At 67.8% G+C, this 23,037-nt stretch carries 18 protein-coding genes and 1 tRNA gene; 15 read left to right on the forward strand and 4 right to left on the reverse strand.

Annotated features, from left to right (window positions below):
• The first annotated feature begins 25 nt into the window (after positions 1-25).
• The 4 genes from IEY26_RS08335 to IEY26_RS08350 all read left to right on the forward strand — a co-directional run bounded on the left by IEY26_RS08335 (position 26) and on the right by IEY26_RS08350 (position 3,643).
• A complete protein-coding gene (locus IEY26_RS08335; protein ID WP_188977835.1) occupies positions 26-313 on the forward strand; it encodes a hypothetical protein in 288 nt (95 codons plus the stop codon).
• A 71-nt stretch (positions 314-384) separates the two neighbouring features.
• Positions 385-1,680, forward strand: coding sequence for an MFS transporter (locus IEY26_RS08340; protein ID WP_188977837.1), 1,296 nt, complete (start codon positions 385-387; stop codon positions 1,678-1,680).
• Between the two features lie 117 nt (positions 1,681-1,797).
• Positions 1,798-3,501 carry a sensor histidine kinase gene (locus tag IEY26_RS08345; protein WP_188977839.1) on the forward strand — a complete coding sequence of 568 codons (1,704 nt, stop codon included), beginning with the start codon at positions 1,798-1,800 and terminating at the stop codon, positions 3,499-3,501.
• A gap of 70 nt (positions 3,502-3,571) precedes the next feature.
• Positions 3,572-3,643 (forward strand) — tRNA-Gly (locus tag IEY26_RS08350).
• Positions 3,644-3,914: 271 nt separating this feature from the next.
• Here IEY26_RS08350 and IEY26_RS08355 read toward each other — a convergent pair.
• Positions 3,915-4,553, reverse strand: a complete 639-nt coding sequence (locus IEY26_RS08355) for a class I SAM-dependent methyltransferase (RefSeq protein ID WP_188977841.1) — start codon at positions 4,551-4,553, stop codon at positions 3,915-3,917.
• A gap of 256 nt (positions 4,554-4,809) precedes the next feature.
• Between IEY26_RS08355 and IEY26_RS08360 the strand changes: the two genes are divergently transcribed.
• Genes IEY26_RS08360 through IEY26_RS08380 form a run of 5 tightly spaced genes read left to right on the forward strand, consistent with a single transcriptional unit; the run spans position 4,810 to position 11,308 of the window.
• Positions 4,810-6,765, forward strand: a complete 1,956-nt coding sequence (locus tag IEY26_RS08360; protein ID WP_188977843.1) for an ABC transporter substrate-binding protein — start codon at positions 4,810-4,812, stop codon at positions 6,763-6,765.
• Positions 6,766-6,798: 33 nt separating this feature from the next.
• Positions 6,799-7,779, forward strand: a complete 981-nt coding sequence (locus IEY26_RS08365; RefSeq protein ID WP_188977845.1) for an ABC transporter permease — start codon at positions 6,799-6,801, stop codon at positions 7,777-7,779.
• Positions 7,780-7,782: 3 nt separating this feature from the next.
• On the forward strand, positions 7,783-8,943 hold the full coding sequence (locus IEY26_RS08370; RefSeq protein WP_188977847.1) for an ABC transporter permease: 1,161 nt from the start codon (positions 7,783-7,785) through the stop codon (positions 8,941-8,943).
• Positions 8,940-9,998: an ABC transporter ATP-binding protein gene (locus IEY26_RS08375; RefSeq protein WP_188977849.1), complete on the forward strand. Its 1,059-nt coding sequence runs from the start codon at positions 8,940-8,942 to the stop codon at positions 9,996-9,998. The genes IEY26_RS08370 and IEY26_RS08375 overlap by 4 nt, the downstream gene beginning before the upstream one ends.
• The gene (locus IEY26_RS08380) at positions 9,995-11,308 is read left to right on the forward strand and encodes an ABC transporter ATP-binding protein (RefSeq protein WP_188977851.1); all 1,314 of its coding nucleotides are present in this window, start codon (positions 9,995-9,997) and stop codon (positions 11,306-11,308) included. Before IEY26_RS08375 ends, IEY26_RS08380 begins: the two co-directional genes overlap by 4 nt.
• Before the next feature lie 20 nt (positions 11,309-11,328).
• On the opposite strand, the gene IEY26_RS08385 is transcribed toward IEY26_RS08380, so the two are convergent.
• Together IEY26_RS08385 and IEY26_RS08390 are read right to left on the reverse strand one after the other, a co-directional pair.
• A complete protein-coding gene (locus IEY26_RS08385) occupies positions 11,329-13,440 on the reverse strand; it encodes a type II secretion system F family protein (RefSeq protein ID WP_188977853.1) in 2,112 nt (703 codons plus the stop codon).
• Complete coding sequence (locus IEY26_RS08390) at positions 13,437-15,080, reverse strand: type II/IV secretion system ATPase subunit (protein ID WP_188977855.1); 1,644 nt, start codon at positions 15,078-15,080, stop codon at positions 13,437-13,439. Before IEY26_RS08390 ends, IEY26_RS08385 begins: the two co-directional genes overlap by 4 nt.
• 128 nt (positions 15,081-15,208) lie before the next feature.
• Between IEY26_RS08390 and IEY26_RS08395 the strand changes: the two genes are divergently transcribed.
• From IEY26_RS08395 to cdd, 6 genes are all read left to right on the forward strand, one after another.
• A complete protein-coding gene (locus IEY26_RS08395; protein ID WP_188977857.1) occupies positions 15,209-16,558 on the forward strand; it encodes a phosphopentomutase/phosphoglucosamine mutase in 1,350 nt (449 codons plus the stop codon).
• A 111-nt stretch (positions 16,559-16,669) separates the two neighbouring features.
• On the forward strand, positions 16,670-17,803 hold the full coding sequence (locus IEY26_RS08400) for a BMP family lipoprotein (RefSeq protein WP_188977859.1): 1,134 nt from the start codon (positions 16,670-16,672) through the stop codon (positions 17,801-17,803).
• A gap of 27 nt (positions 17,804-17,830) precedes the next feature.
• Positions 17,831-19,390 carry an ABC transporter ATP-binding protein gene (locus IEY26_RS08405; protein WP_188977861.1) on the forward strand — a complete coding sequence of 520 codons (1,560 nt, stop codon included), beginning with the start codon at positions 17,831-17,833 and terminating at the stop codon, positions 19,388-19,390.
• Positions 19,387-20,604 (forward strand): ABC transporter permease, encoded by a 1,218-nt coding sequence (locus IEY26_RS08410; RefSeq protein ID WP_188977863.1) that lies wholly within the window; start codon positions 19,387-19,389, stop codon positions 20,602-20,604. The genes IEY26_RS08405 and IEY26_RS08410 overlap by 4 nt, the downstream gene beginning before the upstream one ends.
• Positions 20,601-21,626: an ABC transporter permease gene (locus IEY26_RS08415; RefSeq protein WP_188977865.1), complete on the forward strand. Its 1,026-nt coding sequence runs from the start codon at positions 20,601-20,603 to the stop codon at positions 21,624-21,626. Before IEY26_RS08410 ends, IEY26_RS08415 begins: the two co-directional genes overlap by 4 nt.
• Before the next feature lie 43 nt (positions 21,627-21,669).
• Complete coding sequence (gene cdd / locus IEY26_RS08420) at positions 21,670-22,068, forward strand: cytidine deaminase (RefSeq protein WP_188977872.1); 399 nt, start codon at positions 21,670-21,672, stop codon at positions 22,066-22,068.
• On the opposite strand, the gene IEY26_RS08425 is transcribed toward cdd, so the two are convergent.
• Positions 22,069-22,977, reverse strand: coding sequence for a DMT family transporter (locus tag IEY26_RS08425; protein WP_188977874.1), 909 nt, complete (start codon positions 22,975-22,977; stop codon positions 22,069-22,071).
• Positions 22,978-23,037 lie beyond the last annotated feature (60 nt).

Consider the following 23,037-nt stretch of genomic DNA (forward strand, 5'->3'; position numbering starts at 1 on the left):
ATTGGTCACTCTCGCTATGTGTGGCATGGCAACTCGTGGGACGACCGAGGGAGCGGGGCGTCCGTCCGCCGACGCGCTCCCCGTGGACGGGCGCGCGCTCTCCTTCGCGCTCGGCGACCGACTGACTGCGGCGGAGACGCCGGTCGCGGCGTTCGACCACGCGGCGTCGCCGGGCGGCATCAGGCTCTACCCCGCGACCGAACACACGCGGATTCTCGCGCTCCGCTCGCCCGTCGGCCACCGGCGGTTCTACGAAGTCGACGACGGCGTCGAGGACGCGCTCGACGACGCGGACGACTGGCAGCGCGCCTGAGACGCGTCCACAACCGGCAATTCCACCGCCCGCCAGACGACTTATACTCACTATGCGACTAGGTGGGCGTAGTGTCCAGTACCGCCCACGGCGACCCGCTCTCCCTCTTCCGGAACCGCGAGTTCCTCGCGCTCTCCGGGACGGCGTTCGCGCGAGCGCAAGCGTACTCGACCATCCTCATCGCGCTCGCGCTCTACGCCGACCTCTTCAACACGAGCGACACGGTCGCCGGCCTCTTCGGCACCGCGTTCGCCGTCGTCCAGCTCGTCATCGTCCTGCCGCTCGGCCGCCTCGTCGACACGAAGAACGCGAAGCACTTCCTGCTCGGCGGCCTGCTCGTCAACGTCTTCGTCTTCGTCGGCTTCATGTTCGTCGAGTCGGCCGCGCACGTCATCCTGATGCGCGTCGTCCAGGGGTTCGGCGCGAGCATCCTCTGGATAACCGGCTCGACCGTCGTCGGCGAGATCTCCCCGGAGGCCGACCGCGGCCTCTGGCTCGGGACGTACAATCAGGTCGCGGCGTTCTCCAGCTTCGCCGGCGACCTCGTCGGCGGCTACCTCCTCCACACCTACGACTTCTCCCTCACCTACATCGTCCTGACCGCCATCACCATCCTCGCGACCGTCGGCGTGTTCTTCTTCCTCCGCGACAACCCCGGCGGGCGGACGGACCCCGAGGAAGCCACGTCCATCGACACCTTCCTGAACCTCCTCGACCGCCCGATGGTCCGCTCGCTCGTCGTCTTCCGCTTCGCCTTCTCCGTCGGGAAGATGGCGGTCATCATCTTCCTCCCCGTCTACGCCCGGAAGGACTTCGGCGTCTCCGCGGTCGCCATCGGCGGCATCCTCGCCGGCGGGAAACTCACGAAGGCGCTCCTCCAGGGGAAGATGGGGACGTGGACCGACCGCGTGGGACAGACCCATCGGTTCGTGCTCGCGGGCGCGCTCCTCTACGCGCTCGGCACGGCCGCCATCCCGCTCGCCGGCGTCGTCCACGACGTCGCGCCGACGCTCTCCGTCACCGCGCTCGGCCGCGAACTCGCCGTCTCCGGCGCGGTCGCCACGCTCTTCGTCGCCTACGGCGTCCTCGGCGTCGCCGACAGCATCCGCCTCCCCGCCAGCATGAGCCTCTTCGTCGAGGAAGGCGAGCGCTTCGACTCCGTCGCCTCCTCCATGAGCCTCCGCTCTATCTCGTGGAAGGTCGGACAGGTCGCCGGCCCCGTCGCCATCGGCGCAGTCATGGACGCGCTCGGCCGCGCGATGGGGTTCGTCGCCGCCGCCGGCTTCCTCGCCGTCTCCGCCGGCCTCTTCCTCGTCACCCGCGCACTCTCCGAGCCGACGCGCACCGCAGTCACCGCCGACGACTGACGACGCACTCCACCGAACCCGCCGGTTCTGAGGCGACGCCCGCCACGGTCGCCGATCGGGGACGCCGCGTCGGTCCCGCCGCCCGTACTTATTACGATTCGGCGAGTGGGTGCGGTCGTGTTTGCGCTCTCCTGGCCGGCCGTCGCCTCCCTCGTGGCCGGCGCTATCTCGCTGTCCTTCCTCTACTTCCTCTGGCCGCGGCGCGACGTGCCGGGCGGGCGAGCGTTCCTGGTGACGATCGGCTTCGTCGCGGTCTGGTCGCTGTCCTACGGCGCGGCGCTGACGGTGTTCGACCCGATGCTCCGCCTGGCGCTCGAAGTCCCGATCTGGCTGTCGGTTAACTTCGTCGGCGTCGCCTTCCTCGCGTTCGCGCTCACCTACACGGGCCGCGGGAACCGCGTGGACTCCTGGTGGATGGGCGCGCTCATCCTCTGGGCGACGTTCAACAGCGTCGCCGTCATCACGAACGACTACCACCATCTCGTCTGGACGAACTACCACCTCGACCCCGTCTTCGGCGCGGCCACCGTCCAGTACACTCGCCAGCCCTGGCTCTTCGTGAACGTCACGAGCGTCGCGCTCACTGTCGCCCTCGCGGCGTTCCTCCTGCTGGAGACCGTGCTTGCGTACGGGCCGCTCTACCGGAAGCAAGCCGTCGCGCTCGCGCTCTCACCCGTCCCGCCCGGGGTCGCCTACATCCTCTACCTCTTCGGCCTCGGCCCCGCCCCCGCGCTCAACCTCACCCCGCTCGTCTTCCCCCTCCACCTCGGCCTCGACATGTACGCGCTCTTCTCACAGGGCATGTTCGACCTCACGCCCGCCACCCGTCGCGTCGGCGAGCGCGCCGCCGTCGACGACCTCGGGAGCGCCGTCGTCATCGTCGACACCGAAGAGCGCGTCGTGACGATGAACCCCGAAGCCGAACGCGTCCTCGGCGTCGAGACCCGGGACGCGCTCGCCCGTCCGCTCGACGCGTTCCTCCCGGCCGCCGTCTCCTTCGACGGCGACGGCGGCACGCTCACCGTCGACACCGACGACGGCCGCCGCGTCTTCGACGTCACGACGAACCCGCTCAACGACCCCGATGGCGCGCACGTCGGCTACACCCTCCTCCTCTACGACGTCACGGGAGAACGCCGCCTGAAACAGCGCCTCGAAGTCCTCAACCGCGTGCTCCGCCACAACCTCCGGAACGACCTGAACGTCGCCGCCGGCAACCTCGACCTCGCCGCCGAACGCGCCGAGGACGACGACGTCCGCCGCCTCGTCGAGATGGCCGACGGGAAAGTCGAGAGCGTCATCGACCTCGGCGAGACCTCCCGCCGCATCGAGAGGGCGCTCGCCACCGCCGGCGACGCGACCGCCGTCGACGCCCGCGACGCCATCGCCTACGCCGTCGACCGCGTCACCGACGACGCAGAACACGGCGGCGTCACCCTCGACGTCCCCGGCGACCTCGCGCTCTACGGGTCGCCCGAACTCGTCGACGGCCTCTTCGCGTCGCTCGCCCGCAACGCCCTCGAACACGGCGGCCCCGACGTCGCGCTCACAATCGCCGTCGTCGCTCGCGACGCCGACACCGCAACCATCGAAGTGCGCGACGACGGCCCCGGCATCCCCGACCACGAGCTCGTGCCCATCACGCGCGGGAACGAAACCGACCTCGAACACGGCAGCGGCCTCGGCCTCTGGTTCGTCCGCTGGGCCGTCGACGCTCTCGGCGGCACCATCGGCTTCCGCACGCCCCCGGACGGCGGCACCACCGTCACGCTCACCCTCCCGACCACCGCCGCCGACCCCGAGCCCCGCCCCGAACGCTGACCGTCGCCGCCCGAACCGACCGCGGGGAAGGGAAACCCATTTATCCCACACGATGAATACGATGAGGTGCGCGCGGTTGGTCTAGCGGCTATGACCTCAGCCTTCCAAGCTGATGACCCGGGTTCAAATCCCGGACCGTGCACTGAGCGAACGAAGTGAGCGAGGGAACCGTCCGGGATTTGAAGCAGGGAGTGGAGCGAAGCGGAACGACTGTGGTTCAAATCCCGGACCGCGTATTTTCGACGCGGGCGCAGCGAGCGTGAAAACCACCAGAGGGATTCTGAACTCGGGAGGACGTGCGCAGCGAAGCGGAACGACTGTGGTTCAAATCCCGGACCGTCGTTCCAATGCTGGACCGTGGTTCAAATCTCGGACCGTGTACGTTCTGCGGACTAAGGGCCAGCTAGCGCGGCTTATTCGGGTGTGACGGTGGCGTAGCAGTTGCCGCTGGAGAGTTCGAGGTCGCTGAGGTGGAGGTCGCTGTCGGCGAGGTCGGTGCGGAAGTCGTCGGGGCTGTAGATGTGGTAGTATCTCGGGACGGTGTCGCCGCCGGGGAGGGTCCAGTCGACGGTGGTGTCGAAGCTCTCGGTTTCGTCGAAGGTGTCGTGGGCGGTGCTCCAGACGCTGACGAGGGCGGTGGCGTCGGGGGTGAGGACGCGGGCGAGTTCGTCGAGGCTGGCGAGGCGCGCGGTGCGAGTGGGGAGGTGGTGGAGGGTGGCGACGTAGACGGCGAGGTCGGCGGCGTCGTCGCGGAGGGGGAGGGCGGCGGCGTCGCCGTGAAGGAGGCTGGTGCGGTCGGCGAGGTCGGCGGCGGCGAGGCGGGCGCGGGCTTCGTCGAGGAGGCCGCGGCTGGCGTCGAGGCCGACGGCGTGGGTGACGCAGTCGGCGAGGCGTTCGGTGTGGCGGCCGTTCCCGCAGCCGACGTCGAGGCCGCGGCGGCCGCGGCGGCCGTCGAGGAAGGCCTCGACTTCCGGCCACGCGTACTCGCGGGTCTCGGAGAAGTGACTCGCGATTTCCTCGTAGGTCGCGCGGACGTCGCGTCGCTCCGTCATCGTGGTGCGATAGCTATCGGCCGGGACGGATAGCTGTTCGCATCCGACGGAAGAAGGGCGTTCGAACGTGTTACGGTCCGAAACAGTTCGGGACGGGCGAACGTGACTGTTCGTCTCAATAAACGGCTTGTGAGTGGATGGGCGTTCACTTATCGTCCGGCTCGGGCGTCTAAGACGGCGGTACTCGCGAGGTACATAAGTCGCATAACATGACTGGACCGAAGGAAATATATCGTATGTTTTGGTTGGATTTACCATGGTAGATGACGACAGACGAGACCGGCTCTCGCTCCTCAATCGTTTCGCGGACTCCCAGAGTTCGACCAGCCGTCGTCGGCTCCTGAAGTATCTCGGGGCGACGGGCGTCGCCGCCAGCCTCGCCGGGTGTTCCGGCGGCGGGAGCGGCACGACGACGCAGGGAACGGGCGGGACGACGCAGCCGACGCAACAGGCGGAGCGGACGCACGGCGGGACGTTCATCTCGGCGTCGACGAACACGACGAACGGCGTGAACGTCTTCCGCATCGGGGACGGGGAAACGTCCGACCGCGCGCTCCTCGTGATGGACACCGGCTACACGAACGAGGGCCCGGAGTACGACGACTTCCTCCCGCTCTGGTTCGACCAGATCGAGGTCAAACAGCCGATCAACGAGGTAGAGATCACCCTCCGCGACAACCTCAAGTTCGGCGAGGGCTACGGCGAACTGACCGCCGACGACTACCTCTGGTGTATCGACAACCTCTGGAAGGCGGACTGGGCGAGCTTCACGTACGCGAAGGAATTCTACGTCGGGAAGAACGACGACCCGATTCAGTTCGAGAAGGTCGATAAGTACACGATTCGCGAGACCATCCCGGACTCGCGGCCGTTCTTCCCGTACAACGAGCCGCTCTCCGACATGTTCCCGATTCCGAAGGGCCTCGCGAAGCCCTACGTCGACAGCCAGGACGCCGAGGGGCTCGCGCAGGACGAGTCCGTCATGAAGGCGACGTTCAACGGGAACCTCGGCCCGTGGGACCTCAAGCGCTGGTCCCAGCAGTCCGTCATGGCGTTCGAGCGCGCCGACGAGTACTACCTCCGGAAGTGGGCGAAAGAGGACGACCGCGTCCCCGAGGTTCTCGCGGAGGCCCCGTACTTCGACGAGTACCACATCCAGTACTTCGATAAGTCCCAGACGGCGCGGCAGGCGCTCCAGGCCGGCGAGATCGACACCGCGTACATTCCGTCGACGCAGGTCGGGACGTACAAGCAAAAAGACGACCTCAAACTCTACAAGAACCCGTACCGCTCGTGGTCGGGCTACCTCGGCATCAACCACCGCGCGAACGGCTGGACGCAGCTCCGGAACAAGAAGGTCCGCCACGCGATGGCGCACATCTACAACAACCAGTACGTCGTCGAGAACATCCTCGACGGCCGCGCGGGCGTGCAGAACACGCTCTACCCGACGTGGGGGCCGTACTACCCAGAGGAGGACGCGGTGACCTTCGACGACTCCCTCGAGAAGGCGAAGCAGCTCCTGAAGGAGGGGACGTCGAGCGACTACGGCTACGACGGCGGCAAACTCCTCGGTCCGGAGGGCGAGCAGGTCGAACTCACGGTCGTCTACCAGTCGGGCGAGACGGACGACCTCCGCGCCGCCTACCTCAAACAGCGGCTGGATCAGGTCGGCATCGAGCTGAAACAGGAGACGACGTCGTGGACGAACCTCCTCGGGAACTACTTCCAGACGTCGCAGAAGGCCGAGGGCTTCAGCGGCGAAATCGGCTACGGCGACGACAACGTCCAGCCGTCCGCGTACAACAAGGGCCCGTGGGATGAGGCCGTCTCCGCGCAGCCCTGGGACTTCATGCTCACGCTCGGGTTCGACTACGGGCCGCTCACGCCCGCCGGCACCATCGCGTCGCTCTTCGGCGAGCGGGAGAACTTCAACGCCTACGGCTACTCGCCGAGCAAGGACCTCGCCGAGATGCGTGACGAAGCGCAGACCGCCGACACCCGCGAAGCAGCTGCGAGCACGATTCGGGAGATGCTCGCGTTCATCTCCGAGGAACGCCCCGTCATCTTCGAGTACAACCCCTACAACTACTACGCCTACCGGAACGACGTGCACGGCATCGGGCAGAGCCCGCCGGAGAGCTACTTCGCGAACCTCCAGAACCGCTCTTCTTCCCGCATGTTCTTCTCGAACGGCGAGAGCGGCCGGTAACCCCCCGCAACTACCGACTTAGCTACATACTCCATGAAGTGGTATATCGCGAAACGCCTTCTGTGGACGGTCGTCGCCGTGTGGATCGCGCTCACCATCACGTTCGGCCTCCTCTCGGTCACGCCGAACCCCGGCATGACGAAGGCCGTGATGGGCTGCGCCGCCGCCGGCGACGACCCCCAGCAGTGCCGCGAACAGTTCAAACAGCAACACGACCTCGATATCCCCGTCACCGAGCGGTACGAGAACTACATGGTGAACATGGCGACCCTCAACTGGGGGTGGTCTGACTCCAGAGGGCAGTACGTCACGTCGGCGATCGCCGACGCGTGGAAGTTCACCGCGCAGTACGCGATACCCGTCATCGTGCTCTCCACGCTCATCGGGTACAGCATCGGGCTCTACTCCGCCTACAAGCCCTACACGCTGACGGACTACGCCGGGTCGTTCGTCGCGTTCTTCGGTATCAGCATCCCGAACTTCTGGTTCGCGCTGGTGTTGATTATGTTACTGGGGACGCGATTCGACTTCATCCCCGTCTACTACCAGAGCGGAATCCCCGTCGAGCAGGGGTGGTTCTCCCTCGCGAACGCGATGCAGCTCGTCCTCCCCATCACCGTGATGTTGACGGCGTCGCTCGCGTGGCAGATGCGGTACTCGCGGGCGCAGGCGCTCGAACAGATGAATCAGGAGTTCGTGAAGGTCGCGAAGGCGAAGGGCGCGAGCCAGTTCCGCCTGATGATCTATCACGTCCTCCGGATGGCGGCGGTCCCGCTCTCGACGAGCTTCGTCGGGAGCCTCATCGCCATCTTCTGGTCGGGGTCCGTCATCATCGAACAGATATTCGCGATTCCCGGGCTCGGCTACATGTCCTACACCGCGCTCGTCGAGCAGGACACCGCGCTCATCCTGGCGACGACGCTCATCACGGTGTTCCTCGCCATCATCGGGAACCTCATCGAGGACATCGCGTACGTCGTCCTCGACCCGCGCATCGACTACGGAGACCGATAACTCATGGCTACAGACAACGACACGTCGTTCGAAGATATCGACTGGGACGCCCACTCGGTGTCGAAGTTCTCACTCTCGGCGGCCGGCGCGGCCGAAATCGTCGCGTACCTCGTGCTCGCCGGCGCGTTCCTCTACGACTACGCGGTCCTGCAGAACGCGGGGCCGCTCGTGCTCAACTGGGACGTGTTGAGCGTCGAGTGGATGTTGATGGGGACGCTCATCGCGATGTTCTTCCACGGCGTCATCCCGCTCGCCCGAAACGCGCGGATGCGGGAGTTCTACTGGCGGCGGTTCAAGAAGAACAAGATCGCGGTGGTGGCGCTCTGCTACCTCGTCACCATCTTCTTCGTCGGTATCGTCGGGCCGCTCTTCCTCGACCCGCCGCAGATCCGGTTCGGGAATCGCATCGTGCCGCCCGTCGGCGTGACGGCGACGGTGAACGGCGTCGTGAAGACGGGGTCGTGGCAGTTCCCGCTCGGCACGACCGGCGAGGGGTACAGCGTCCTGAAACTCGTGGTCTACGGGATGCGCGTGAGCATGGAGGTCGGCCTCATCGCGACGGTCTTCTCCGTCGTCATCGGCTCCGTCGTCGGCGCGGTCGCCGCGCTCGCGACCGCGCTCGACGTCGGGTGGCTGGACGAAGTCCTCATGCGGTACGTCGACATCCAGTCGGTCTTCCCGGCGTTCATGCTCCTCTTGCTCCTCGTCTACCTCTTCGGGAGTCAGCTCTGGATGATTATCCTCATCTACGGCTTCCTCTCCTGGGAGGGCATCGCGCGCACGGTGCGCGGCGAGGCGCTCCAGCGCTCGTCCGAGGAGTACATCGAGGCGGCGCGCGCGTCCGGTGCGAACATGATGTACATCGTCCGTCAACACCTGATTCCGAACTCCGCGAACAGTATCATCATCAACGCGACGGTCGCGATTCCGACGTTCATCCTCGGGGAGGCGGCGCTCGCCTTCCTCGGGTTCAGCGACCCGAGCACGTTCTCGTGGGGGCGCACCATCTCCGCGGGGCAGGCGCACCTCGGCGACGCCTGGTGGATTTCGACGATTCCGGGCGTCTTCCTGTTCTTCACCGTGCTCTCCTTCTACTACGCGGGGGAGGCGATGCGTGACGCGATGGACCCGCGACAGGAGGTCGGCGGGGGTGGTGGCCTGTGAGCGACCGAGAGCCGCTGCTCTCCGTCGACGGCCTGAAGACGTACTTCCACACCGACGAGGGAACCGCGTACGCCGTCGACGGCGTCTCCTTCGACGTCGAGCGCGGCGAGACGGTTGCCATCGTCGGCGAGTCCGGGAGCGGGAAGACCGTGACGAGCGAGTCGATCACGAAAATCCTCGACATGCCGCCCGGCGAAATCGTCGAGGGCTCCATCACGTTCGACGGGACGGAGCTCACGACGAAGACGGACAAAGAGTTACAGAAGATCCGCGGGAACCGCATCAGTCACATCTTCCAGAACCCGCAGAACGGCCTCAACCCCGTCTACAAGGTCGGTCGGCAGATCGGGGAGACGCTCCGCATCCACCGGGACGACCTCTCGAAGGGGGAGGTTCGGAAACGCGTCGTCGACTTGCTCGACCGCACGGGGATTCCGGAGGCGTCGGCGCGCGTCGACGACTACCCGCACGAGTTCTCGGGCGGGATGAAACAGCGCGTCCTCATCGCGATGGCGCTCGCCTGCGACCCCGACCTCCTCATCGCGGACGAACCCACGACCGCGCTCGACGTCACCATCCAGGCGCAGATTCTCCGCCTCCTCGAAGACATCCAGGACGAGTTCGACATGAGCGTCATCTTCGTCACGCACGACCTCGGCGTCGTCTCCGAGATCGCGGACCGCGTCGTCGTGATGTACTCGGGGAAGGTCATGGAGGCCGGCACGGTGGAAGACGTCTTCCGGAACCCCGCACACCCCTACACGAAGGCGCTCATCGAGTGTCTGCCGGGGCGCGGCGGGTCGATGAACCGCATCCCGGGGTCGCTCCCCGCGGTCACGGACCCGCCCGAGGGCTGTCGGTTCAGCCCGCGGTGTGCGTACGCGACCGAGGACTGCCGCACGGGCGGCCAGCCGGCCATGCACGCGGTCCATTCGGAGACGCACGAGGCCTCCTGCGTCTACTACGGCGCGGGCTACGACGAAGCGGAGCTCGACACCGGGAGCGCGGACGAGACGAGCAGTCGAGACACGATGGCTGACGGAGGGACGCGATGAGTCAACGCACGTTCGACCGGCCGACGGACGCAGACGAACCGCTCTTGCAGGTGCGAGACCTGGAGAAACACTACCCCATCAGGAAGGGCGTCCTGAAACAGGAGGTGGCGCGCGTCCGCGCCGTCGACGGCATCTCCTTCGACGTCCACCCCGGCGAGACGGTGGGAATCGTCGGGGAGTCCGGCTGCGGGAAGTCGACCGTCGCGAAATCCATCCTCCGGCTCGACGACCCGACCGCGGGGAGCGTCGAGTTCGACGGCGAGGACATCACGGAGTACGGGGACCGCGAGCTGAAGCGGTTCCGGCGGGAGGCGCAGATGATCTTCCAGAACCCGGATTCGAGCTTCGACCCGCGGATGACCATCGGGGAGTCCGTCTCGGAGCCGCTGCGCATCCACGGCGTCGGCCCGCGGACGCGCCGGCTCGAAATCGCCCGCGACCTCCTCGAACGCGTCGGGCTGAACGCGGACGACGCCGACCGCTACCCCCACGAGCTCTCGGGCGGGCAGAAACAGCGCGTCGCGCTCGCTCGCGCGCTCGTCGTGAACCCGCGCCTCGTCGTCGCCGACGAACCCGTGAGCGCGCTCGACGTCTCCGTGCAGGCCGAAGTGCTCTCCCTCCTCCAGGACATCCAGGAGGAGTTCAACCTCGCCATCCTCTTCATCAGCCACGACATGAGCGTCGTGCGCGAGGTCTGCGACCGCGTCGCCGTGATGTACCTCGGACAGATCGTCGAAATCGGCTCGACGGAAGAGCTCTTCGCGAACCCCGAACACCCCTACACGCGGGCGTTACTCCGGTCGATTCCGACGCTCGACCTCGACTCGCGCGGCATCGACGCCGGCCTCCGCGGCGAAGTCCCGGACCCGACGGACCCGCCCTCGGGCTGTAACTTCTACACGCGGTGTCCGGAAGTCATCCAGCCCGAAGGATACGATTTCGAACAGGAGCACTGGCGGAGCGTCATGGACCTCCGCGTCGCGATGGAGCGCCACGGCGTCGACGTCGACGGGCTCCGCGAGTTCGTCGGCCTCGACGACGGCGAGTCGGTCTCCGAGGCGGACGCCGCGAAGATGAAAGCGGAGCTCCGCAGAGAGCACGACATCCCCGAGTCGCTCACGGACGCGAGCGCGGAGACCGTCCTCGAACGGGCGCTCGACGACGTCGTCCACCGGAACGTCGCGGCGGCCCGCGACCGCCTCGCCGAGGAGTTCGAGACGGTCTGCGAGCGACAAGAGCCGGCCTTGGACGCGGAAGGGTCGAGTCGGCCGACCGCCTGCCACCTCGACGGCGCGCCCGCCGACGACTAAGCCGCCCCCGTCAGTTCTTTTCAGCCGCCGAAGACGAGGAGCGTGGCGTACGCGACGAGGAGGAGGAGCGTGGCGTGTTTCGCGCCGGCGCGCGTCGTGCTCTGCCCCATGTGGCCGGCGACGAACCCCGAGCAGACCGCCTGCACGATGGCGGTGTGGAAGAGGAGGAGGCGGTATTCGGGCTTCTCGCCGCCGCCGCTGCTGCCGCCGACGAAGGAGGGCGTGCCGCCGGGGATCGACGTCCCGGCCGCGCCGGAGCCGAGCTGGCCGAGGTCCGTGGGGATGGAGGGGATGAAGACGACGACGAGCGCGACGATGATGGCGATGAAGACGAAGAAGGAGAGGTAGATGACGATGAGGTAGGTGAGGAGTTCGGTGCGGCGTTCGCGCTTCAGGCGCTGGCTGGCTTTCGCTTCGTCGGCGGCGATGCGGAGGACGGGGCCGAGGTCGCCGCTCGCGCCCATCGCGTTCGTGACGAGCGTGGTGACGCGGGTGACGGTCGCGGTTCCCATCCGGGATTCGAAGCGCTGGAGGGCGGTCTCGGCGTGTGCGCCCCACTGGATGTCGGCCCAGACGCGTTCGAGTTCGCGGGAGAGCGCGCCGAGTTCGGTGTTGACGACGCGGCCGATGCTCTCGACGATTGACATCCCGGCTTCGTTCGTGCTGGCGAGGCGGTCGAGGAAGTCGGGGACGACGGCTTCGATGGCGCTGATGCGGCGGCTCCGCACTTCGTGGGCGGCGGCGAACGTGCCGGTGACGAAGAGCGTGGCGATGACGAGCGGGTCGTCGGCGCGCGCGAGCGTGAGCGACCCCGCCGTCGCGGCGCGGTAGAGGTCGACGGCGACGGCGAGAACGGCGACGGGGATGACGATGTAGAGGACGGCGAGCGGGTTGTCGACGAGGTTCTCGACGGGGTGGCGGAGGCGGTAGGTGATGGGGCGGAGGCGGCAGGCGGCGGCGAGGCGCGCGTGGTTCTTCCGCCGGCGGTCGCCGCCGTCGGTGACGGGGCTGGCGTCGGCGTCGGTGTTCGCGGTTTCGGCGTGGCGGGCGTCGGGGAGGGTCTGGTGCTGCGTGCGCTCCTCGGGCGAGGTGGCGACGGTGGACTCGGTGACGGAGTCGAGGTAGACGAGGAAGCCGAGGGTCGTGACGGGGAGGACGAGGTAGGCGAGGAGGCGGAGGTAGATGAGCATCCCGCCCATGACGAGGCCGATGACGACGAGGACGGTGATGAGGAAGAGCGGGCCGGCGACGAAGACGGTGACGTAGGCTTCGGCGAGCGTGGAGAGGAGTTCGAGGAACTGCGTCTGCTTCGACTCCGCTTGCTCTTTGAAGTACTCGTACTCGTCGCGGAGGAAGCTCGGGAGGTTCTGCCCGGACTGGAGGACGCTGACGAGGTTCTCAGCGAACTCCTGGAGGTCGTCGTTCGGCGTGCGGTCGGCGAGCCGGCGGAGGGACGCGAGGATGTCCGTGCCGAACATGTCGACGTCCTTCACGACGATTTCGAGTTCGTCGGCGGTCGCGCCGTAGACGTCCTTGTTCCGCGCGAGGACGCGGATGATGTCGGTGAACGCCATGCCGGAGCGCGAGAGCGCGTACATGAAGGCGATGTTCCGCTGGAGGCTGGCGTCGATGTGACGGCCGCGGGTCTCGGCGTCGTGTTCGACCATCGACCAGCGGAAGCGGTAGACGGCGAAGGCGGCGGCGACGCCGACGGTCGCGCTCGCGAGGAGGAAGATGCCGGCGAGCTGGAGGACGGAGAAGCCGGGGGAGATGGAGCCGAGGAGCGCGGAGAGTTCACCGGGGAGGGCGTCGGCGAGCGCCGCGTTCCCGGCGACGACGAGGACGACGACGGCGGCGACGGCGTAGACGCTGAGGACGCTGCCGGCGAGCGCGGCGAACGTCGCGTAGAGGAAGGTCTTGGACGCGAAGACGCGGTAGGTCTCGCTGCGGTGGGCGGCGCGGAGCGTCTGGACCTGGTGGCGGTTCACGGGTTCGCGCCGCCGCGTGTACGCGCCGAACGTCGTGAGCGCGATGCGCGTGAAGAGGCGGTTGAGCCGGGGGACGTAGGGCGTGGTGGAGACGAGGAGGACGAGCGCGAAGACGCCGGCGAGCGGGAGGAACTCCGCGATCATTCGCCGCCGAACCCGGTGTCGACGTCCTCGTCGAGGCGGTCGGTCACGCGCTCGACGACGCGCTCGGGGTGGGCGTAGTACTCGTTGACGAGCGCGGTGAACCGCCGGTAGTCGGTGACGTCCTGGTCGACGAGGTACCGGAGTACGCGTTTTCGGTTCTGGAGTTCGCGGAGGAGTTCGGAGCGACTCCACCCGCGTTCGTCCTGGATGTCGCTCAACACCTGGCTGTCGTACTGCTCGAAGGAGTCGTCGACGGGGTTCCACTCGAAGGCGGTGGAGTAGTCGAGGTCGCCGGTACGCTGGTCGATGCCTTCGATTTCGGCGATGACGCGGTTCCGGCGGACGCGGTCGTCGCCGACGTACGTGAGCGTCTGCACGCAGAGGATGTCGAGGCTCTGAATCATCGCGCGCGGGACGTTGATGGGCTCGTTCTCTAAGCGATTGATCGCCGTCTGGACGCTGTCGGCGTGCATCGTCGAGTACGTCGTGTGACCGGTGTTCATCGCCTGGAAGAGCGTCATCGCCTCCGCGCCGCGGACTTCGCCGACGATGATGTACTCGGGGCGGTGGCGGAGCGCGGAGCGGAGCAGGTCGTACATCGTGATGTCCTCGCTCTCGCCGATGCTCTCGCGGGTGACGGAGGAGAGCCAGTTCTCGTGGTAGAGCGTGAGTTCGCGGGTGTCCTCGATGGTGAGGACTTTGGAGCGCGGCGGGACGAACATGGAGACGGCGTTCATGCTCGTGGTCTTCCCGGACGCCGTCCCGCCGGCGAAGAGGAGGCTCTTGTTGGACTCGATGGCGAGCCACAGATAGGCCATCTGGTCGAGGTCGAAGGTGTCGAAGTCGACGAGCGTCGCGGGCGTGAACGGCTCTTCGGAGTACTTCCGGATGGTGAACGCGGAGCCGCGCGGCGTGACTTCGGTGCCGAGCGCGAGTTCGGCGCGCGACCCGTCGGGCAAGGTGGTCTCCGTGACGGGGTCGCCGATGGAGATGTGCCGCCCGGACTGCTGGGCGAGGCGGACGACGAAGGAGTCGAGGTCCTCCTCCTCGAAGGTGACGTTCGTGCCGATGTCGGCGTAGTCGTCGTGGTAGACGAAGATGGGGATGTCGTAGCCGTCGCAGGAGACGTCCTCGATGTGGGGGTCCTCCATGATGGGGTCGACTTTCTCGAACCCCTCGAAGGAGCGGTAGAGGTAGTAGAAGAGCCGGTAGAAGGTGTTCATGTCGAGGACGACCCCGTACTCTTCGAGGAGGTCCTCCATCTGGGTTTTCAGGATGGCTTCGGAGTTCTCGGGGTCGTATTCGGCGCGGAAGACGAGGGACTCACGAATGTCCTCGTAGAGGTCTTCGAGGAGGTCGCGTTCGAACTCGTCGAGTTCGGGTTCGACGGCGACGTAGCGGTGTTCGTTCTCCGCTTCGCTGTAGTTCACGGAGACGAACGCGAAGGGGGCGTTCACCCAGTAGCGGTCGACTTCCTCCATGCCGTCGACGCCGGAGAACGAGACGAGCGGGCCGTGCTCGCTCGGGTCGTAGTTCTCCACGTCGAGGTCCGCGCCGCGGAGCACGTCGACGTAGCGGTGGAGCTGCCAGCGGACCGCTGACGCGCGCGCCTCGACGCTGGAGAGGAAGTCACTCGACATCTACTACCCCTAATAGGCGGGTGAGACTAAAAACGCCCGTGTCGAAACGGACGACGGGGTGACAGGACGCCGGTCGAGGGCGTTTGAGGGTTCGAACTGTTCAAGTGCGGCGCGGGCGGATGGCCTGCATGGAACTCTTCGGGACTGCGGGAATCCGTGGCAGCGCCGAGACGCGGGTGACGCCGTCGCTCGCGCTGGACGTGGGGCGGGCCGCCGGCGTCAACGGCGGCGAGTTCGTCGTCGGGCGGGACGGCCGCGTGACCGGGCCGGCGCTCGCCGCGGCCGTCGAAGCGGGACTGGAGTCGGCGGGCGCGTCCGTCGTCCGCCTCGGGCAGTGTCCGACGCCGGCGCTCGCGTGGGCGAGCCGCGGGCGGCGCGGCGTGATGGTGACCGCCTCCCACAATCCGCCGCAGGACAACGGGCTGAAGCTCTTCGTCGACGGCACGGAGTACGACGGGAGCGAGGAGGGCCGCATCGAGGAGCGCGTCGCGGCGGGGGCGGCACCGGCGGCGTGGGACGAGTGGGGCGAGGGCACGCACGCGTCAGTGCTCGGAGACTACCGCGCGGCGGTCGCCGACTACGCCCGCGGGCACGGCGCGGCCGCAGACGGCCTCCGCGTCGCCGTGGACTGCGGGAACGGCATGGGGAGCGTCGCGACGCCGCAAGTCCTGCGCGCGCTCGGCGCGGACGTCGTCGCGTTGAACGCGAACGTCGACGGCCACTTCCCCGGTCGGCCGAGCAAGCCCACGCCCGAGACGCTCGGCGACCTACAGGCGTTCGTCGCCGGCGGCGAGTTCGACCTCGGACTCGCGCACGACGGGGACGCCGACCGCATCGTCGCGCTCGACAGCGAGGGCGACGTCGTCCACGAGGACACCGTGCTCGCGGTGCTCGCGGAACACTACACGCGCACGGTCGACGTCGCGGACCCCGTGGTCGTGACGACGCCGAACGCCTCCGGGCGTATCGACGACCGCGTGGAGGCGGCGGGCGGGCGCGTAGAGCGCATCCACCTCGGCGCGCTCCACGAGGGCATCGCCGCGGCCCGCGAGCACGGCGGCGACGTCGTGTTCGCCGCGGAACCCTGGAAGCACATCCACACGGAGTGGGGGTCGTGGATCGACGGCGTCACCTCCGCTGCGGTACTCGCGCGCCTCGTCGCGGACGCGGGGAGCGTCGCCGCGCTCACGGCCGACGTGCAGGAGCGCCCGTACCGGAAAGTCTCGGTGGACTGCCCGGACGACGCGAAACCGGCGGTGATGGCCGCGCTCGAAGACGCGCTTCCCGAGACGTTCCCCGAGGCGGCCGTCTCCACGGAGTACGGCGTCCGCCTCGCGTTCGACGACGGGTCGTGGGCGCTCGTCCGACCGTCCGGCACGGAGCCCTACGTCCGGGTGTACGCGGAGAGCGAGACCGTCGACGACCTCGTCGAGACCGTCGTCGGCGTCGTCGAGGACGCGGTCGCGGCCACGTCGTAACGCGAATCCGTTCGCGTCCTTTCGCCCGACCGACGTGAATGCGGCCGTGAGGCACGCACGAGGGACGGAACGACGGATTTATGCGCAAACCATCCTGTGTTTCCGGCAGGTATGGCGGACTTCGAACGACGAGACATTCTCAAGACGCTCGGTGGGGCAGGCACACTCGCGATGACCGGACTGGCCGGCTGCTCGGGAGGGGGAGGCAACGAGACGACGACGCAGAGCGGCGGGTCGGAGAGCGGGGACTCCGAGGACGCGGAGACGACGAGCAGCGACCCGACGAACGTCGGGATGGTGTACGCGCTCGGCGGCCTCGGCGACAAATCCTTCAACGACATGGCGCACCGCGGCGTGCAGGAAGCCGAAGACGAGTACGGCGTCTCCTACCAGAACATGGAACCGGGCTCGCAGAGCGAGATTTCGACGCTCCAGCGGAAGCTCGCGTCCTCGCAGAGCCCGAGCTACGAGCTCGTCACCACGGTCGGCTACGTGCAGGCTGACGCGCTGAAGACGAACGCCGAGCAGTTCCCCGACCAGCAGTTCCAGATCATCGACTCCGTCGTCGACATGGACAACGTGTCCTCGTACACGTTCAAGGAACACCAGGGGTCCTTCCAAGTCGGCTACCTCGCGGGCCTCCTGTCGACGCAGGACTTCTCCGCGGGCACGGGCAGCACGAAGCCCGACGAGAAGGTCGTCGGGTTCGTCGGCGGGAAGGAAGTCCCGCTCATCCAGAAGTTCGAAGCGGGCTACCGCGCGGGCGTCAAGCACGCCGACGACAGCATCGAAGTGCGCGCGGCCTACGCCGGCGCGTACAACGACCCCGCGACCGGGAAGGAGATCGCGCTCTCCATGTTCGACGAGGGCGCGGACATGGTCTACCACGCCGCCGGCGGCACCGGCATCGGCGTGTTCAAGGCCGCACAGGAACGCGGCCGGTTCGCGTTCGGCGTGGACTCCGACCAGTCGAAGTCCGCCTCCGAATACGCCGACGTCATCCTCGCGTCGATGGTGAAACGCGTGAACAACGCGGTGTTCGAGTGCGTCGGGAACGTCGTGAACGACGAGTTCGACGGCGGCTCCGTCCACTCCCTCGGTCTCGCCGAAGACGGCGTCGCGTGTGTCTACGGCGCGGAACTCGGCGGTGACATCCCGCAGTCCGCGAAGGACAAACTCGCGACGTCGAAAGAGCAGATCGCGTCCGGCGAGATCGAAGTTCCGCAGAAACCCGAGAACGTCTGAAGCTGTCGCCGACGCGCACAGCTATCAATGTCTCTCGCAGTTCATCTAGACGGTATCACGAAGCGGTTCCCTGGGGTGGTCGCGAACGACGACGTCGATCTACGCGTCAGGGAAGGGACAGTGCACGCGCTCCTCGGTGAGAACGGCGCGGGAAAGACGACGCTGATGAACGTCCTCTACGGCCTCTACACGCCGAACGAGGGGACGGTGAACGTGGGCGGCGAACCGCGGTCGTTCGCGTCGCCGCGCGACGCCATCGACGCCGGCGTCGGGATGATCCACCAGCACTTCATGCTCGTGGACACGATGACGGTCGCGGAGAACGTCGTCCTCGGCCGCGAACCCCGGAAGTGGGGCGGGCTCGCCGTCGACCACGACCGCGCGAGCGAGGAAGTCCGCGACCTCTCCGAGAAGTACGGGTTCGACGTGGACCCGGACGCCCGCATCGAGGACGTCAGCGTCGGCGTCCAGCAGCGCGTCGAGATTCTGAAAGCCCTCTACCGCGGCGCGGACATCCTCATCCTCGACGAACCCACGGCCGTCCTCACCCCGCAGGAAGTCGACGAGCTCTTCGACGTCTTCGACGAGCTCGCCGCCGAGGGGAAGACGATCATCTTCATCAGTCACAAGCTCGGCGAAGCGATGGAGGCCGCCGACGACATCACCGTCCTCCGCGACGGGAAGAACGTCGGGACCGTGGACGCGAACGCGACCTCCCGCGAGGAGCTCGCGGAGTTCATGGTCGGCCGCGAAGTCCTCTTAGAGGCCGACAAGGACCCGGTCGAGCCCGGCGAACGCGTGCTCGGCGTGGAACACCTCACCGTCGAGGACGACCGCGGCATCACCGCCGTCGACGACCTCTCCTTCGAGGTTCGAGAGGGCGAAGTGTTCGGCGTCGCGGGCGTCGACGGGAACGGCCAGTCCGAGCTCGTGCAGGCCGTTACCGGCATCCGGACGGCGGCGGCCGGCAGCGTCTCCTTCCTCGGCGACGACGTCACGCACGCGTCCCGCCGCGACCACATCGACGCCGGCATCGCGTACATCCCGGAAGACCGCCAGGAGCGCGGGCTCGTCATGGAGTACGACCTCGTGGAGAACGACATCCTCGGGAGCCAGCACGACGAGCGCGTCGCGCCCGGCGGCCGCATCGACTGGGACACCGTCGAAGCCGACGCGCGCGACGTCATCACCGAGTACGACGTCCGCCCGCCCGACCCGAACGCGACCGCGGAATCGCTCTCCGGCGGCAACCAACAGAAGTTCATCGTCGGCCGCGAGTTCGAACGCGACCCCGACCTCGTCGTCGCGAGCCACCCCACGCGCGGGGTGGACGTCGGGAGCATCGAGTTCATCCACGACCGACTCCTCGACCTGAGAGAAGAGGGCAAAGCCATTCTACTCGTCTCCTCGAAACTCGACGAAGTCCGCCAGCTCTCCGACCGCCTCGGCGTCATGCACGACGGCCGCCTCAGCGGCGTCGTCGACCCGGACGCGGTCACGGAGGAACAACTCGGCCTGCTGATGGCGGGCGAGGACGCGGACGCGCCGCGCGCCGAACGCCTCCCGTCCGGGGGTGACGACGCGTGAGCGTCCGCGATACGGTCGACGCCACCCTCGAACGGCTCGTGAACGCCTCGACCGGCGAGCGCGTCGCCATCAGCGTCGCCGCGCTCGTCACCGCGATCATCGTCGGCGGCCTCGTCGTCACCGGCGCGGGCTGGGTGGCGACCTGCAGCACCGCGTGGGTGACGCTCCCGGGGATCGGCTCGTTCTGCTACGACCCCTTCCGCGTCTACAAATACCTCTTCGTCGGGTCGTTCGCCAGCCCGGACTCCCTCGCGTTCTCCGCGTTCAACCTCGCGATCACCCTGCAGGAGACGACGATTCTCCTCATCGCCGGGCTGAGCGTTGCCGTGGCGTTCCGCTCCGGGATGTTCAACATCGGCGCGCAGGGACAGCTCGTCCTCGGCGCGCTCGCGTCCGCGCTCGCCGTCATCGCCGCCGGGCCGTTCGTCCCGGGCGGCCTCGTCGGCACGCTCGTCCTCGTCCCGCTCGCCGTCCTCGTCGGCGCGGTCGTCGGCGGCGCGTACGGCGCGATTCCGGGCGCGCTGAAAGCGTACGCCGACGCGAACGAGGTCATCACGACCATCATGTTGAACTTCATCGCGGCGAACCTCGCGTTCGTCCTCGTCACCCAAGTCTTCCAGGACCCCGGCTCGCAGGCCGTGCAGACGCGCGCCATCCCGGAAGCCGCACGGCTCGACCCCGTGCTCTCCGCCTTCAGCGCGGGCTCGCGGTTCTCCATCGTCGTCCTCCTCGGCGCGATGGTGCTCGCCGTCGGCGTCTACTGGCTGCTCACGCAGACCTCCTTCGGCTACGACCTCCGCACGAGCGGCATCCAGCCGAAAGCCGCCGAGTACGGCGGCGTCGACTCCAAGCGAACGATGGTGTCCTCCATGGCGCTCTCCGGCGCGATCTCCGGCGTCGCCGGCGCAATCTACATCCTCATGGTGCTCGGGAAGTACCAAGACGGCGTTCCCTCCTTCGGCTTCGACGGCATCACCGTCAGCATTCTCGCGGGCAACAACCCGCTCGCCGTCCTCCCCGCCGCGCTCCTCTTCGGCGTGCTCAAAGGCGGGAGCATCGCCATCGAGTTCGGCCTCGAAGTCCCGCCGCAGCTCGTGGACGTCCTCCGCGGGCTCATCATCCTCTTCGTCGCGATGCCGGAGTTCTTCCGGATGCTCGGCCTGAAACTCGGCCTCGGGTCGGACGCGACGGCCACCGGAGGTGAGAGCGAATGACCGGCATCGACGGCGTCTCCCGCCGCGCGCAGATCACGCTCGGCGCGGGCGTCGCCGCCGCGGTCGGCCTCGTCCTCACCTCGGTGTTCGCACAGCCCCTCCAGTCGCTCACCGGCGTCTTCGACGTCTCCTACTTCCAGTCCGCGCTCCGCCTCACCGTCCCCATCGCGTTCGCCGCGCTCGGCGGTATCTTCGCCGAGAAATCCGGCGTCATCAACATCGGCCTCGAAGGCCTCCTCATCATCGCGGCGTTCACCGGCGTCGCCGTCACCTCCGTCGTCGGCTCCGGGGACGCCAGCCAGTCGACGGTCTGGATCGGCTTCGCCGCCGCCGTCGTCGCGAGCGTCCTCCTCTCCCTCGTCTTCGCCGTCATCTGTATCGAGTACAAAGCCGACCAGATTATCGCCGGCCTCGCCGTCTGGCTGGTCGCGCTCGGCTTCGCGCCGTTCGCGTCGAACGTCATCTGGGGGAACGTCAACAGCCCCTCCGTCCCGACGCTCGACGTCTGGTTCGGCATCACGCCCACCGTCTGGATGCTGCTCATCGCCGTCCCCGTCTGCTGGCACGTGCTCTACAACACGAACTTCGGCTACTGGGTGCGCGCGAGCGGCGAGAACCCGAAGGCGCTCGACACCGTCGGCGTCGACGTCCGGAAGGTCCGCTATTCTTCTGTCCTCATCTCCGGGTTCCTCTCCGGAATCGGCGGTGCCGGCCTCGCGCTCGGCCAAGTCGGCCAGTTCATCGGCGGCGGCACCACGATGGTGTCCGGCCGCGGCTGGATCGCGATCACGGCGTACCTCTTCGGGAACTACAACCCTCTCGGCGCGTTCGGCGCGAGCTTCCTGTTCGCCGCGCTCAACGCGCTCCAGGTCCGCCTCCAGCAGATCGGCCTCGCCATCCCCTCCGCCGTCATCGAGATGATTCCGTACATCACGGTCATCATCGTGCTCGCCCTCGTCGGCCGCACGCGCGTCCCCGACGCCGCCGGCGAGCACTACGACACCGGCGAAGACCAGCGGTAGCGAACCACCCCGTCTTTTCTTCTCGGCTGTCGAACCCGCCGCTATGACCGACGACCAGCAGTTGCTCGCCGACGCCCGCGACGCTCTCGACGCCGCCTACGTCCCCTACTCGGAGTACCGCGTCGGAGCGGCGCTCCGCACCGCCGACGGAACCGTCTATACGGGCGCGAACATCGAGAACGCGAACTACTCGAACAGCCTCCACGCGGAGGAAGTCGCACTCGCCGCCGCCGTCCGCGACGGCCACCGCGAGTTCGACACCGTCGTCGTGACGAACGACGAGCGCGACGGCCTCACGCCCTGCGGGATGTGCCGGCAGTCGCTCGCGGAGTTCTGCGACGACGACGTCCGCGTCCTCTGCGACACCGGCGACGGCTTCGACGAGTGGACGGTCGGCGAACTCATCCCTGACACTATCGACCGCGGCCGGCTCGGAAAGTAATCAGGGGAGGGCGTCGACGACCTGCCGGCGGTTCAGGAGGACGAAGCCGGCGACGATGACCGAGAACCCGAGGAGCGTCGCGGCGGTCACAGGCTCGCCGAGGAGAGCAGCGCCCGCGACCGTCGCGACGAGCGGCACCGTGTAGGAGACGAGGTTCGCGCGCACCGGGCCGGCCGTCCGGATGAGCGTGAAGTACGCGAGATAGGCGAACGCGGTCGCGAACAGCCCGAGGTAGAGGAGGATGCCGGCGACGGTCGGCGTCATCGTCGCGTCGGCGAGCGTCTCCCCGGACGCCGCCGCCCACGCGTGGAGGCCGACCGCGCCGACGACCATCGCCCACGCCGTCCCGGGGGCGGTCTCGATCGACGGCTGGACGCGCCGAGAGACGACGCTGCCGAGCGCGATTGCGGCCGCCGCGACGAACACGAGACCGAGCGCGAGCGTGTCCGCGCCGAGGAGCGCGTTCGGCTCGGGGTTCGCGACGATGACGACGCCGACGAGCCCGCAGAGCACGCCGAGCGCTTCGACGGCGTCGAGGCTGTCCGATGGGAGCAGGAGGCTCGCCACTCCGATGGAGAGGATGGGGTTGAGGCTGTAGACGATAGCGGCGGTTCCCGACGTGAGGTGTTGCTGGGCGACGAACAGCAGGCCGTTGTTGACGGCGACGATGAGGCCGCCGCTCACCAAGAGGTCGACGACGTCGCCCCGAGTGCGCGGGAGGAACGCGCCGCGCTCCGTGCGAGCGAAGGCAATTCCGAGCAGGATGGCTGCGCCGACGTCGAAGCGGAACGCGGCGAACAGGAGCGGCGGGAGCGCGTCGAGGCCCGCCTTGATCGCGACGAACGACCCGCCCCAGGCGAGCGAGACGTAGGCGAACAGCGCCGCAGCGAGATACCGAGAACGTGACACGAGTCGCGGTACGGCGTCCCCCCGGAAACACCACTCGGTTGCAGAACGGGAAGAACCATG

Origin of the sequence: Halocalculus aciditolerans (genome assembly GCF_014647475.1) — an archaeon.
Taxonomy (GTDB): Archaea; Halobacteriota; Halobacteria; order Halobacteriales; family Halobacteriaceae; genus Halocalculus; species Halocalculus aciditolerans.